Raw genomic sequence first — 12,441 nt, 5'->3', positions numbered from 1 at the left:
ATTCGTTCGATCATGCGCTTCACTGCGGGCGAAGCAACCGTCGCGGGGGGAAAGGCGTAGGACATGAGCGATCACGACCATGGCGATGAGCCGGGGCACGGGCACGGGCACGATCACGAGCATGGTTCCGGCGGGCACGCCGGTCACTCCCATGGTGTGTCGGCGGACGCCGACCGCCGCTGGCTCGGCATCGCGCTGACCCTGATCGCCGTCTTCATGGCGGTCGAGGTGGTCGTCGGCATCATGGCCGGCTCGCTGGCCCTGATCTCCGACGCGGCGCACATGCTCACCGACGCCGCCTCGATCGTCCTCGCGCTGATCGCGATGCGGCTCGCCGCCCGCCCGGCCCGCGGCGGCTTCACCTTCGGGCTCAAGCGCGCGGAGATCCTCTCCGCCCAGGCCAACGGCCTGACCCTGCTCCTGCTGGGCGCCTGGCTGGCGTACGAGGCGGTGCGGCGGCTGATCAGCCCGCCGCAGGTCGACGGCGGCCTGATGCTCGGCACGGCGCTCACCGGGATCGCCGTGAACGTGGTCGCCACCTGGTGCATCTCCAAGGCCAACCGGAGTTCCCTGAACGTCGAGGGCGCCTATCAGCACATCCTCAACGACCTGTTCGCCTTCATCGGTACCGCGATCGCCGCGCTGATCGTCGTCCTGACCGGCTTCGACCGTGCCGACCCCATCGCCACACTCGTCGTCGTCGCGCTGATGGTGAAGGCCGGGTACGGGCTGCTGCGCGAGTCCGGCCGTATCTTCTTGGAAGCTGCCCCGGCGGACGTCGACCCGGACGCCGTCGGTGACCGACTCGCCGCCCGGCCCGCCGTGGTCGAGGTGCACGACCTGCACGTCTGGCAGATCACCTCCGGCCAGTCCGCGCTCTCCGCGCACGTTCTGGTCGAACCCGGAGGCGACTGCCACGCCGTCCGCCGCGACCTCGAAGCCGTGCTCCAGCGCGACTACGGCATCACCCACACCACCCTCCAGGTCGACCACCTCGGTGAGGAGGCCGGAGCCGGGACTCTTCTGCAGATCACCACGCCCGCCGCGGATCCCGCGGATGCCGCCGAGCACTGCGACGATGCCCACGGTCCCGTCCACCGACCGGGACCGCACGAGCACTGACCTCCGGGGTGCGGGAGAACTCCCCAAGGCCGCACCGATACACGGGCATATCTGACACCCCTCTTCAGTCACGGTGCCGTAGACCCCCGGTCAAGTGCCGGTCATGGATTGTGAGGGCGGGCCGACGGGGGAGTACCGTGGACGCGGATTTGATAAGACACCTCGTTCGGTGAGGCGTCTTCACGGACACAGGCCACTGATCCCACCCGTCGAGAGACGCTCCGGATCAGGACAGGTCTCCCCGGCCCAAGGGGTGACCCCAAGTGGCTTCCCCGTACCGCTACGGGGATTACGCCGTGGAGTGCCAAAGCTCTGACGAGTTGGGGTGTACCGGGTGCAGTCGCCTGGTTCCCCCTGCCGTACGGCCGTGACCTCGCGCGCGGCCGCGACCGGGAGGAGGCGAAATTGGACAGTAGTCCGGGCCATAGTCGGCCCCTTTCCGAGTTGTCCTCGCCGTCCTTCCGCGGCCCGGGGCAGCCCGTCCTCTCCCACTGAGTCAACCCGCCCGGTCCGGTCGTCGGCCTGCCGGGCGTGGTGGGCACACGCGTGCCCGATTCCTGGAAGAGGCTGCTGTTCCGGCCGCCCGCTGCCCCGTCGTCCCGGGGCAAGGGGGTGTTCAGCATGTCCGTCAACACTCTGCTCATGTCCACCTCGGCCCGGCTGCGCGACCGCCGGGTCACCCTGGAGCGTCGCGCCACCGCCTCCAAGGCCGTCCGTACCTCACTCGTCTCGCTCGCCGGCCTGATCGGCGGCCCGGTCACCAACCAGGCCGGTGAGGAGGTCGGCCGGGTCGTCGACGTCGTGGCCCGGCTGTACGGCGAGGAGTCGTATCCGCCGGTCACCGGGCTGATCCTGCGCATCGGTCGACGGCACACCTTCCTCGCCGCGGACGCCGTAGGCAAGGTGCACGCCGGGCACGTACGGCTGCGTACCGCCCGCGTCGACCTGCGCGACTTCGTCCGCCGCCCCGGCGAGGTGCTGCTGGCCCGCGATGTCCTTGACCACCAGCTCGTCGACGTGGACGGGGTGCAGGTCACCCGGGCCGCCGACCTCTATCTGGCACCCCTGGTGGACCGGGTGGTGCTGGTCGGCGTGGACGTCTCCCTGCCCACCCTCCTGCGCCGGCTCGGCCCGCGCCGCTGGCAGGCCCGCCCCACCCCGGAACGGGTGCTGGACTGGCAGGCGGTGGCCCCCTTCGCCGAACAGGCCACCGACGGCCCGCCCGAGGTACGGCTGCGCGCGTCCCGGACCGCGCTGCACCGGCTGCGCCCGGCCGACCTCGCCGACATCCTCGAAGACCTCGGCCGCAGCGAGCGCCAGCAGCTGCTGGACTGGCTGGAGCCGGAGCAGGCCGCCGACGCCCTGGAGGAGATGGAACCGGCCGAGCTGGAGAACCTGCTGCGCGAGGCCGCCCCCGAGCACGCCGCCCGGCTGGTCGACGAGATGGAGCCGGACGAGGCCACCGACGCCCTGCGCGACCTCACCCCCGAGGAACGCGAGAACCTGCTGCGCCGGATGCCGACCGGCGAGGCGGCCGAACTGCGCCGCCTGCTGACCCACCGCGAGGGCACCGCGGGCGGCGCCATGACCACCCTGCTGGTCACCGCCCGTCGGGACGAGACCGTCGCCGAGGTACGGGGACGCCTCGCCGAACAGGCCGAGCACCGCACCGAGATCGACGCCGTCGCCGTCCTGGACGAGACGGGCCGGGTGGTCTGGGACATCCCCCTGTTCGACCTGGCGGTGGCGGAGGACACCACCCCGGTGGCCGACGTGGTGGCCTGGCTGGTCCAGTTCGGCCCGCCCGTGGTCGTACCCCCCGACACCGCCCTGCCCGACGCCGCCGACCAACTGGTCGCCGCCCGCGCCTCCTCCCTCCTGGTCGCGGACGAGAACGGCCGCCCGCTCGGCCGGATCCTGGCCGACGACCTGCTCGACGCGATGCTGCCCGAGCGCGGCCGCCTGCACTTCCGGAGGTTCCTCCAGTGACCCACGAGCCGGACACCATCGCCGCTCCCACGACCACTCCTGCGGTCCGCCGCACGGGCTGGCGGCGCATCACCATGGTCGCCGCGGTCGCAGGCCCCGGCCTGGTCGCCGCGAACGCCGGGAACGACGCGGCGGGCATTGCCACCTACGCCTCGGCCGGCTCCCAGTTCGCCTACGGCACCCTCTTCTTCATGGTGCTGGTCACCATCGCCCTCGTGATGGTCCAGGAGATGGCCGTCCGCCTCGGCGCCTACACCGGCAAGGGCCTGGGCGCCCTGATCCGCGAGCAGTTCAGCCTGCGCCTGACCGCCCTCGCGGTCTTCTGCCTCCTGCTGGCCAACACCGGCCTGGTCGTCTCGGAGTTCGCGGGCATCGGCGCCGCCTTCGAACTCCTCGGCGTACCCAAGTGGGCGGTCATCCCACCGGCCGCGATCCTGCTCTGGGCGCTCGTCCTCTTCGGCTCCTACCACTGGGCCGAACGCATCTTCCTCATCATGTCGCTGGCGTTCTTCGCCTACCCGGTCGCGATGATCCTCGGCCACCCGCACTGGGGCGACGTCGGCCACCACCTGATCGTCCCGCACGTCGAGCCCAGCAAGGACTTCATCCTGCTCGCGGTCGCACTGATCGGGACGACGGTCAGCCCGTACATGCAGTTCTACGCCGCCGCGGGCGTCGTCGACCGGGGCGCCAAGCCCGCCGACTACCCCCTCATCCGCGCCGACGCGATCCTCGGCGCGGTCTTCGCCTGCGTCATCAGCCTGACGATCATCATCGCCACGGCGTCCGCCATCGGCGGCACCGGCCCGCTCAACTCCGCGGCCCAGGCCGCCGAGGCCCTCAGACCCGTCGCCGGCCAGAACGCCGAACTCCTCTTCGCGCTCGGCCTGATCGGCGCCTCCGCCCTGGCCGGCGCCGTGGTGCCCCTCTCCGCCAGCTACGCCATAGGGGAAGCCGCCGGCGTCGAACGCTCGGTCTCCCGCAGCTTCCGCGACGCACCTCTGTTCCTGGGCCTGTTCACCGCCCAGATCGTGCTCGGCGCCACCGTCGCCATGACCCCGGTCGACGTCATCCAGCTCCTCATCGGCACCCAGGTCCTCCAGGGCCTGATCAGCCCGATCGTCCTCGTCTACCTGCTGGTCCTGACCAACCGCCGCTCGGTCCTCGGCGGTGCCGCCAACAGCCCGCGCTACCGCATCGCCGCCACCGCCGTGGTCGTGGGCGTCGCCGGCATGTCCACCATCCTGCTGGTCCAGACAGTGCTCGGCTGGTTCGGCCTGGCCTGACCCGCCGCAGATCCACGCTGCCCCGAACATCCGGAAGGACCCCGATGAAGAGATACGGCCCGTACCTGGCGACCGGGCACGGGCCGGCCGCCCCGCCGCCAGATGGTCTGGGAGGATCCCGCAGGTGACCGACACCGATGCCACCGCCCGCCAGACGATGATCCGGCGGGGCTTCGCCCTGGAGTACGCCACGCTCGGCTGGAACGTGATCGGCATCGCGGTGCTTGCTGTCGCGGCGCTCTCGGCAAGGTCCGTGGCACTGGCCGGGTTCGGCCTGGATTCCCTGATCGAGATCGGTGCCTCCACCGTGGTGATCTGGGAACTGTCCGGCACAGGCGAGGACCGCCGGCGCCGTGCCCTGAAGCTGATCGGCGTCGGTTTCGCGCTCCTCGCGGTGTACCTGCTGACGCAGTCCACCTGGGTGCTGGTCGCGGGCCTCCGCCCGCGTCACTCACCGCTGGGCATCGGCTGGACCGCGGTGACCGCCGTCGTGATGTTCGCGCTGGCCGCCGGCAAGGCACGTACCGGTACCGCGTTGGACAACCCGGTGTTGAAGACCGAGGGCCGCGTCACCCTCATCGACGGCCTGCTGGCAGCCGCCGTACTGCTCGGGCTGCTGCTGAACTCCCTGGCCGGGCTGTGGTGGGCCGACCCGGCCGCCGGATACGTGCTGGTGTACTACGCGCTGCGCGAGGTGAGGGAGATCTTCACCGGTGAGCACTGACGGACGGAACGTGCACGTCCCGTCCGTCAGCAGCCCGCTGAGCGTGTGCGTCAGACGGTGGCCGGCAGCACGTGGTCGCCGATGTTGTCCGTGCTCAGGCACAGTGAGCAGACGACCGCCTCGGGGATGTTGCCGAGAGCATGGAGGTTCCGGACCACGGACCGGCCGGAGGCGGCGATGAAGATCACGACGCCCACGTCGTACTGGCCGCCGGGGACGCCACTTGTGGGGGTCCCCGGCCTGCCGGAATCCTTCTGATCAGGGGGCGGCAAGCTCACCGCGGATGGTGTGGGCGGCGGCGACCAGGTTCTCCAGCGAAGCGCGGGTCTCGTGCCAGCCGCGGGTCTTCACCCCGCAGTCGGGGTTGACCCAGAGCCGTTCGGCGGGGATGGCCTTCAGCCCGGTTCGCAGCAGCTCGGCGGCCTCCTCGGTGCTGGGTACGCGAGGTGAGCCGCGGGCCCGCCGTCGTCGCCTAGGCGTCGGACACCGATCACGACACGGCGGCGTTCGCTGTCGCCGCGATCCGCCGCTGGTGGCAGGCCCGCGGCCGGCACGACTACCCCCAGGTACACCGGCTGCTGTCCCCAGTCGTCATGCCTGCACCTTGCGGTGTGCTTCCTCTTTCGCTCACTCGCAGTCGGCGTTTGGCGTCGGCTGTCGGAAAGCCTCCACTGGCGATCGGGTTCGAACAGCAGGGGTAGACGAGTTGCGAGGGGCGGGAGGATCGGCGGGTGCTGTCCCGGGCCCGGGGTCTGACCCATGACTCTCTTGACCAAGGTGTCCGAGTCACACGGTGTCGGCCGTCGGTCGGGGATGGTGCGTTGGCGGTGCCGGGCTGGCGGGGCGTGTCCCGATAGGGGCCTGCCTGATGTTGTGGCGTTCTCACGATTCCGACTGTCTTACGCGGCCCGGCACCGGCAACGCGACAGGCCATCGGACCGGAAGGAGGAACGGGATGGGCATGTCCGGTGAGACTGTGCCCGGTGCGTCGTCGGCGCCGCGGACCCGCCGCCCTGTGAGGGAGGTGGTGCTGGGAGTGGATACGCACCGCGATGCGCATCTGGCTGCGGTGCTGTCCTTGTCCGGGGCGGTTCTCGGCACTGAGGAGTTCCCGGCCTCCGCGGCCGGGTACCGCGCTCTGCTGAAGTGGGCCAGGAGGTCGGGAACCGTGCGGCGGGCCGGTGTTGAGGGGACCGGTTCCTATGGAGCGTCGCTGTCCCGCTATTTGCCGGCCCAGGGCATCGACGTGTTCGATCAGCTCAAGTCCGTCCTCGTCACGGCCGATCCGGCCTTGCGGGAAGAGCTGTCCGGCCTGGGCAATGCCGAACTCCTGCGTACTTGTGTGCAGTTCACCGACGCGAGCAGCGGCGAGGAAGCGGGTGGGGAGTCGGTGCTGCTGGCCACCCGGATCACACTGGGCCTGCTGGCTCATCGCATCGGCCGGCTCTCCGAACAGATCCGGGAAGTGGACGCTCGTCCGACCCGGCTCGTGGAGCGACATGCCCCGCACCTGCTGGACGTGGTCGGGATCGGTCCGGACACGGCCGCAACGTTGTTGATCACGGTGGGGGACAACCCGGAACGGCTGGACGGTGAGGCATCCTTCGCCGCGCTGTGCGGCGTGAGCCCCGTCGAGCGCTCCTCGGGACGCCGGCAGTTCCGTCGCCTCAACCGCGGTGGCGACCGGCAGGCCAATGCCGCGCTGCATCGGATCGTGTTCACCCGCCTGCGGGTCGACCCGCGTACCCAGGACTACTACGAACGGCGGATCAAGGAGGGCAAGACCCGGCGTGAAATCGTCCGTTGCCCCAAACGCTGTGCGGTGCGGAGGTCTTCCACCTGGTCAAACAGCTGCAGCCGGCACCCCGCTCACAGGGGCTGTCGTGACAGATGAGAGGCTCAGGCGGGTGAGTGAGACACCGATGAACACCCTGCAATACCGCTTTGACGGGCCAGAAGACGCTCCTGTCCTGATCCTCGGTCCCTCACTGGGTACCACATGGCACATGTCGTAGAAGCCGTCCAAGGCCGTCCATCCAGTCCTATGCGGACACGTATGTCCAGTTTCGGGATCCGGTGGTGGGATGGTGTCCACGGGGTTTGTGATTCGCCCGTGACAGCTGAATGTACGATGGAGCCCCGCCGGACCAGTCCGGCGGGGCTCCATCGTGCGGCTGGTCGGGATGGGGTGGAGCCCACGCGAGGGCTCCGTTGTACCCCGGCTCCGCTGCAAGGAATCGCGCAGGCCCTGCCTGCATTGCCGGTGGGACCCGCGGCCCTGACAGTTGTGCAGGTATGGGAAGCCGGAGGGTGCTGACCCGGGCCTTCCCGGAGGAATATGGGGTGACCTACGACAACTCCCCGTCGTTTTCCGAGCTCATGTGTCCTGGCGGTCTACCGCGAGACTGGCCTGTAGAGCAGTACCGGCTCTTGGAGCAGGCCCTCCAGTACCAGGTGGGGGATGACTTCAAGGGCGACGTCCAGGCAATATTCCAAGGCGGCTGCGTCGGGGGACTTGTCGATGTCGAGGGCCTCTGTCCACTTGCGGGGGCTGGTAGCGAGCCAACATGGAGAAGCTGTAGAGGAGCAGCCACCAGGGCATCAGTGGCGTGGGCGGTGTCCTGCCTGGTTCGAATGCGGGGCGCAGGTGACGGTGCTCGTTGAAACGGTAGACGGGGGCCGAGGTGTCGAAGTGCGCCGCGATCTCCGACGACCGCATTCCGTCTTTGGGGGCGGGCCAACACAGTTCGGCGGAGAATCGTCCTGGGCGGATCTCGACGAATACGTCGTCCTCGTCGCCCCAGAGGTCGCCGCCTTCCAGCACCGGATACCTGGTCAGGAAGTCCCGCGCCCATGCCCTTCTGTCCGGCAAGGAGGGCATGTCCTCGTTCACCCAGACGGTCGCCTGCAGAAACTCCGTCGCTGTGGTGGCGGTTTGCCAGTCCTCCGTATCTTTGACCGATGGGTAGTTGCTCGCCATGAATTCGGCCGCAGGCGTGTATTTCGTTCCGTGGAGAGGGAGTCCGGCGAGTTCGGGAAGCGAGCTCCACACCGCTCCGAGACTGACAGTGTCCGCCGTAGGTTCGGATTCCGTGGCGTCGGACACCGCCTGGGAGGCACCCACTCCCGCTGGCCGGACGGCGATGTCGGGTATGCCGCACTTCATGTCCACGATCTTTAGGCCGTGCTTGTCGAAGGTGAACTGCCCCGCGGTGTGGGCAGCCGTCATATAGCCAGACCTGCCTGGACCAGGCCGTAATACAGGTTGATGGGGCGGGTTGCGGGTGAGACAACCTCCGCGGCCTTCATCTGCTCCTCGAACTGCTGCAGGGCAGCGGAGAATGTTCTTCTTCTGGAGACCGATTCCCTGAGCTGGGTTCTGTCCGTCAGGCTCGTCCGGCAGTGCCGTAGCCCAAGTCGGATCTCTGTCGTCCCGTCCGTCTGTCGGCCACACTGTTCCCGGCCGGGCCCGTACAGATGGTCACCCGCAGTCTCGGTCTCCGTCACGAACACCCCGGCATCGCCGGAGCAGTCCGGGACGAGGGTCAGTTGCCGACGGTGAAGCGTCGGTTGAGGTGGTGCGGGGTTTCGATCTCGTTCACGAGGTCAGCGGCGTAGTCCTCGTAGGAGATGCGGGCCTGGCCGTCGTCGCCGATGACGGGGTGGTCGAGGCCGGTGCGGTGGCGGCCGGTGCGCCCGCCAGGGGCGAAGTGGACCGGAGGAGGGGACAGACGGGTCCAGGTCACGCCGTCGTCCAGGGTGAGGCAGGAGTCGAGCGCGCGGATCTGCCCGCTGGCGTAGGGCTTGAACTCCTCGGGAAATCCTGGGCCGTTGAAGATGTGCTCGCCCTGCTCGTCGAGGAGGTCGGCGCCGCCGCCCATGTGGATGATGCGGGGGCCGGCCGGGCCCAGTGCGCGGGCGGCCGCTGCTGCCGCTGCGACGGCGTCGGTGTAGAGGGCGGCGTCCGGGCCGCCGACGGTCAGCACCAGGACGTCGGCGTCCTTGGCGAGGACGGCGACCGTCCCCCGGTCGGTGACGTCCCCGGCCACCACGTGGACCCTGTCGGGCTGCGTGACCGGCGCATCGAGGTTGCGGGCGACGGCGGTGACCGGGTGGCCGCGGGATGCCGCCTCGGCGACGACGCGGAAGCCTGCCTTTCCGGCGGCGTCGAACACGACGATCCTGCTCATGCTGTGATCTCTTTCGGTGGCTGGTGCGGGGCGGGACGGGGGCGTCAGGCGCTCTCTGCATTCTGGGTGCCGAAGAGACACTGGTTGCCGATGTCGATCAGGAACGGGCCGCCGAAAGCGGGACAGCGCACGGTGCTGGCCTGCTTGTACGCCTCGCCGTCGTCGCCGAGCAGGTCGTCGGCGACGACGAGGCAGTGGCGCAGCTGGTCGAAGACCTCGAGGCCGGCGGGCAGGCCGTGCCCGGCGAGGGCGGTGTCGTAGCCGGTGTCGGCGGCCGGCGCGTCGACGGCCTTGGCCCCAGCCGGCGATGTCGTGCCGACTTCCACTCCCTCACCCTGGTCGCGCAGGGAAGCGGCGAGCACACCATCGACTTCGTCACCTACTCGTACCGCCCCGGCACACTGCTGTGGGTCCGCCCCGGCCAGGTGCAACGCTTCTGCCCGCACGGCCGGATGAACGGCGCCTACCTGCTGTTCACGCCCGCCTTCCCCGAAACGACCTCCGCCGTCACCCGTCTCTCCGACGACTGGTCCGCACCGGGCTGCCGGCAGCTGAACACCAGTACCGACTACGCCGCCGCCTCCGCTCCCCTCGCCCGGCTCCACGCCGACTACGACCGCCCAGGCGGTGCGTCGCACGAGATCCTGCGCCTGCTGCTGGCCGGGCTGCTGCTGCACGTCAACCGCCTCCCCCGCCCCGGCACGCGCGCCGCTCCACACGCCGGCGGCGACACCTACGCCCGCTTCCACCCCGAACTGGAACGCTCCTGCGCCACCATCCGGCGCGCCGAGGACTACGCCGACCGCCTGGGCTACACCGTCAAGACCCTCACCCGCGCCTGCCAGGCCGCCACCGGAGGCCCCGTCAAGCACGTCATCGACGCCTGCGTCGCCCTGCAGGCCCAACGGCTCCTCGCCCACTCCGACGAACCCGTCGCCGTCATCGCCCGCCGACCGGGATTCTCGGAACCCACCGACTTCGGCAAGTTCTTCACCCGCCGCACCGGCACCGCTCCGGGCGACTCCGCCGTACCCAGCAGGATGCGACCGTCGCGGCCCCCGTCGGAGCCACGCCGCCCGGCGAAGCCGCTGACACCGCGGCCTCAAGCCGCGGACGACAGGACCGGGATCAAGCAGATACTCCCGATGATCCCCAGTTCGTCAACAGGTGGACCACCCAGGGAGGAGCACGTCTGTTCGGTTCCGGAGATCCTGATCAACGCGAGGTCACCGTGAACTGGGCGCCGTCGGGGTCGCGCAGCACGGCCTCGTGCTCGCCTTCGTGCAGGACACTGCCGCCGTACATCCCCGCCGTCTGGACGCACGGTTCCACGTCGGCCACGGCGAAGGTGACCTGCCAGCGCGGCCGGACAGAAGGGTCGGGTGGTGCCTCCACCGAGCCCGACTCGATGCGGGCCACGACGTGGCCCCGGCTACGCAGCAGCACTTCGCCCGCGGCGTACTCGACCTCGCAACAGCCGGGCAGGTCCGAGGCCCAGTCGAGGACCTCGCCGTAGAAGATGGCTGCGTCGAAGGCGTCCCAGGTGTGCAGGGTGATGAACGTCGGCGCCGCCTGCCGCCACGCCTCCCACTCGGTGACGAGTTGCCCCTGCCACACTCCGAAGCGGGCACCGTCGCGGTCCGCGAGCAGCGCCGCCCTTCCGGGAGGGAAGGAGATCGGCCCCACGGCCACGGTTCCACCGCGCTCCCGGACGCGGCCGACCGCCTCGTCCGCGTCCGCCACGGCGAAATACGGCGTCCAGGCCACGGCCATCTGCCAAACGGTGGCCGTCTCAGCGATCCCCGCAACGGGTGCCCCATCCGCCAGCGCGGTCCGGAACCGGTCGCCGAGCCGGGCGGTGCGCCACCGCCAGCCCAGCACGGCCCCATAGAAGTCCTGGGTCGCGTCGAGGTCGCGGCTGCTCAGGCTCACCCAGCACGGCGCGCCGAACACGGAGCGCGTGGAGACGGTGTCCGTCGCACCGGAGGAGTGTGTCGTGCCGTGGATCATGGCCATGCGTCCTGGTTCCGTACCCCGTCAGCAGCCGCTCTGACCTCCAGTGTCCGACCAGAGTTCGCGTCCCGCACGTCTCTCGCGGCGGGCTCGCCGTTCCGGCCGTCCGGCACACTTCACTGCCGAGGCGCAAGTCGTTGGTTCTGTCATGCAGCACAGGGGCATGACATTGGGTGCGCGATACACCGAGTTGAAACTACATTCTCTGTGTGTCCACCGGGACGGCTCGGGCTCGGATCAGCGGAGCGTAAGCCGACCATTGACGACCAGGCCCTCGGGGGCCCGCAGGCGCGGGCGCCGGTTTGGCCGGCACCTCGGCAGGCTACCCATGGCGCATGATTCCCTCCCGGGTCGAGGAGACCCTGCCCGAACTGGCGCCCTTCGTCCACGCCGTACAGGCGCGGCGCCCCGACGACGGCACCTGGTGCGAGGCGTGGACAGTACGGGACGTCCTCGTCCACCAGACGGGCAACGCCGAGGAACTGGCCCGGGTGCTCCAGGCGTTCCTCGACGGCACGCCGGTGGAGACGCGGGGCTTCGATCGCGAGGAGCCGTACCGGCGGCTGTCCGACACCGAGTTGTGGGCGACCTTCCTGAGCCGCTGCGAGAAGCTGTCGGAGGTGGCGGCAGCAGCCGCCCAGGACCTGTCCCCGGACACGGAGATGATGTGGACCGGGCGGCTGGTGAAGGCCCCCTTCTTCGCGGAACACATGCGGGAGGAGCTGATCCTGCACCGCTGGGACCTGACCGGCGACGACCGCGCGGCGGTGCAGTCGCTCACCGAGCCGTGGATGACGGAGCACAGCGTGGTCTCGGTCGGCCGCCCCCTGCTGGAGAAGGGGCGCGTCGGTCTCGACCTGGGCCCCGAAGGCCGGATCGAGGGCCGGCTGCGCACGCCCGGTACGGACGACGTCGTGGTCACCGCAGACGCCGATGGAGCGGGCATCCGGCTCGCGGCCCCCGAGGGTCCCGCGACGATCGAGAGCGACGCGGCCGTACGCGTCCTGCTGCTCTGGGGCCGCCGCCCCGCCGACCCGTCCCGCTGGCACAGCAGCGCCGGCCCGGAGGCCCTGCTCCGGATGCGCACCCTCCTCGGCGGCTACTGAGGACGCTCATC

Annotated in this window: 13 protein-coding genes, 3 pseudogenes and 1 riboswitch; of the genes and pseudogenes, 9 read left to right on the top strand and 7 right to left on the bottom strand. The window is 70.1% G+C overall.

Going from position 1 to position 12,441, the window contains the following annotated elements:
- The first annotated feature begins 63 nt into the window (after positions 1 to 63).
- The 4 genes from ACIRR9_RS37100 to ACIRR9_RS37085 all read left to right on the top strand — a co-directional run bounded on the left by ACIRR9_RS37100 (position 64) and on the right by ACIRR9_RS37085 (position 5,121).
- Positions 64 to 1,122 carry a cation diffusion facilitator family transporter gene (locus ACIRR9_RS37100; RefSeq protein WP_403761267.1) on the top strand — a complete coding sequence of 353 codons (1,059 nt, stop codon included), beginning with the start codon at positions 64 to 66 and terminating at the stop codon, positions 1,120 to 1,122.
- Between the two features lie 154 nt (positions 1,123 to 1,276).
- Positions 1,277 to 1,454: riboswitch (M-box (ykoK) riboswitch) on the top strand.
- 289 nt (positions 1,455 to 1,743) lie between these two features.
- Positions 1,744 to 3,111, top strand: coding sequence for a magnesium transporter MgtE N-terminal domain-containing protein (locus ACIRR9_RS37095; protein WP_403761264.1), 1,368 nt, complete (start codon positions 1,744 to 1,746; stop codon positions 3,109 to 3,111).
- Positions 3,108 to 4,397, top strand: coding sequence for an NRAMP family divalent metal transporter (locus tag ACIRR9_RS37090; protein ID WP_403761262.1), 1,290 nt, complete (start codon positions 3,108 to 3,110; stop codon positions 4,395 to 4,397). The genes ACIRR9_RS37095 and ACIRR9_RS37090 overlap by 4 nt, the downstream gene beginning before the upstream one ends.
- Before the next feature lie 124 nt (positions 4,398 to 4,521).
- Entirely contained in the window at positions 4,522 to 5,121 is a 600-nt protein-coding gene (locus ACIRR9_RS37085; RefSeq protein WP_403761259.1) for a cation transporter, read from the top strand.
- 50 nt (positions 5,122 to 5,171) lie between these two features.
- Here the strand turns inward: ACIRR9_RS37085 and ACIRR9_RS37080 are convergent, their stop codons facing one another.
- Positions 5,172 to 5,399 (bottom strand): hypothetical protein, encoded by a 228-nt coding sequence (locus tag ACIRR9_RS37080; protein ID WP_403761257.1) that lies wholly within the window; start codon positions 5,397 to 5,399, stop codon positions 5,172 to 5,174.
- Positions 5,380 to 5,571: pseudogene (locus tag ACIRR9_RS37075) on the bottom strand (hypothetical protein); the annotation flags it as partial. The pseudogene ACIRR9_RS37075 and the gene ACIRR9_RS37080, both read right to left, overlap by 20 nt.
- A 35-nt stretch (positions 5,572 to 5,606) precedes the next feature.
- On the opposite strand from ACIRR9_RS37075, the pseudogene ACIRR9_RS37070 reads away from it, so the two are divergent.
- The 3 genes and pseudogenes from ACIRR9_RS37070 to ACIRR9_RS37060 all read left to right on the top strand — a co-directional run.
- Positions 5,607 to 5,702: pseudogene (locus ACIRR9_RS37070) on the top strand (hypothetical protein); the annotation flags it as partial.
- Between the two features lie 374 nt (positions 5,703 to 6,076).
- Positions 6,077 to 7,015, top strand: coding sequence for a transposase (locus tag ACIRR9_RS37065; RefSeq protein ID WP_403761254.1), 939 nt, complete (start codon positions 6,077 to 6,079; stop codon positions 7,013 to 7,015).
- Positions 6,939 to 7,130, top strand: a pseudogene (locus ACIRR9_RS37060) (hypothetical protein); the annotation flags it as partial. The gene ACIRR9_RS37065 and the pseudogene ACIRR9_RS37060, both read left to right, overlap by 77 nt.
- A gap of 458 nt (positions 7,131 to 7,588) precedes the next feature.
- Here ACIRR9_RS37060 and ACIRR9_RS37055 read toward each other — a convergent pair.
- Genes ACIRR9_RS37055 through ACIRR9_RS37040 form a run of 4 tightly spaced genes read right to left on the bottom strand, consistent with a single transcriptional unit; the run spans position 7,589 to position 9,673 of the window.
- Positions 7,589 to 8,350 carry a YaaC family protein gene (locus ACIRR9_RS37055; protein ID WP_403761251.1) on the bottom strand — a complete coding sequence of 254 codons (762 nt, stop codon included), beginning with the start codon at positions 8,348 to 8,350 and terminating at the stop codon, positions 7,589 to 7,591.
- A complete protein-coding gene (locus tag ACIRR9_RS37050) occupies positions 8,347 to 8,628 on the bottom strand; it encodes a YaaC family protein (protein ID WP_403761248.1) in 282 nt (93 codons plus the stop codon). The genes ACIRR9_RS37055 and ACIRR9_RS37050 overlap by 4 nt, the downstream gene beginning before the upstream one ends.
- A gap of 38 nt (positions 8,629 to 8,666) precedes the next feature.
- Positions 8,667 to 9,311, bottom strand: coding sequence for an NAD(P)-dependent oxidoreductase (locus ACIRR9_RS37045; RefSeq protein WP_403761244.1), 645 nt, complete (start codon positions 9,309 to 9,311; stop codon positions 8,667 to 8,669).
- A gap of 44 nt (positions 9,312 to 9,355) precedes the next feature.
- Complete coding sequence (locus ACIRR9_RS37040) at positions 9,356 to 9,673, bottom strand: hypothetical protein (RefSeq protein ID WP_403761406.1); 318 nt, start codon at positions 9,671 to 9,673, stop codon at positions 9,356 to 9,358.
- On the opposite strand from ACIRR9_RS37040, the gene ACIRR9_RS37035 reads away from it, so the two are divergent.
- Positions 9,647 to 10,546: an AraC family transcriptional regulator gene (locus ACIRR9_RS37035; RefSeq protein ID WP_403761397.1), complete on the top strand. Its 900-nt coding sequence runs from the start codon at positions 9,647 to 9,649 to the stop codon at positions 10,544 to 10,546. The genes ACIRR9_RS37040 and ACIRR9_RS37035 overlap by 27 nt on opposite strands.
- Here ACIRR9_RS37035 and ACIRR9_RS37030 read toward each other — a convergent pair.
- Positions 10,527 to 11,321 carry a VOC family protein gene (locus tag ACIRR9_RS37030; protein ID WP_403761395.1) on the bottom strand — a complete coding sequence of 265 codons (795 nt, stop codon included), beginning with the start codon at positions 11,319 to 11,321 and terminating at the stop codon, positions 10,527 to 10,529. The genes ACIRR9_RS37035 and ACIRR9_RS37030 overlap by 20 nt on opposite strands.
- 338 nt (positions 11,322 to 11,659) lie before the next feature.
- On the opposite strand from ACIRR9_RS37030, the gene ACIRR9_RS37025 reads away from it, so the two are divergent.
- Positions 11,660 to 12,430, top strand: coding sequence for a maleylpyruvate isomerase N-terminal domain-containing protein (locus ACIRR9_RS37025; RefSeq protein ID WP_403761241.1), 771 nt, complete (start codon positions 11,660 to 11,662; stop codon positions 12,428 to 12,430).
- Positions 12,431 to 12,441: the final 11 nt, after the last annotated feature.

The sequence above is a fragment of the Streptomyces sp. NPDC101234 genome (assembly GCF_044767525.1).
In the GTDB taxonomy this organism is placed as follows: Bacteria; Actinomycetota; Actinomycetes; order Streptomycetales; family Streptomycetaceae; genus Streptomyces; species Streptomyces sasae.
Note: the sequence above shows the minus strand (reverse complement) of the source record. Positions and strands in the feature narration are given on the sequence as shown.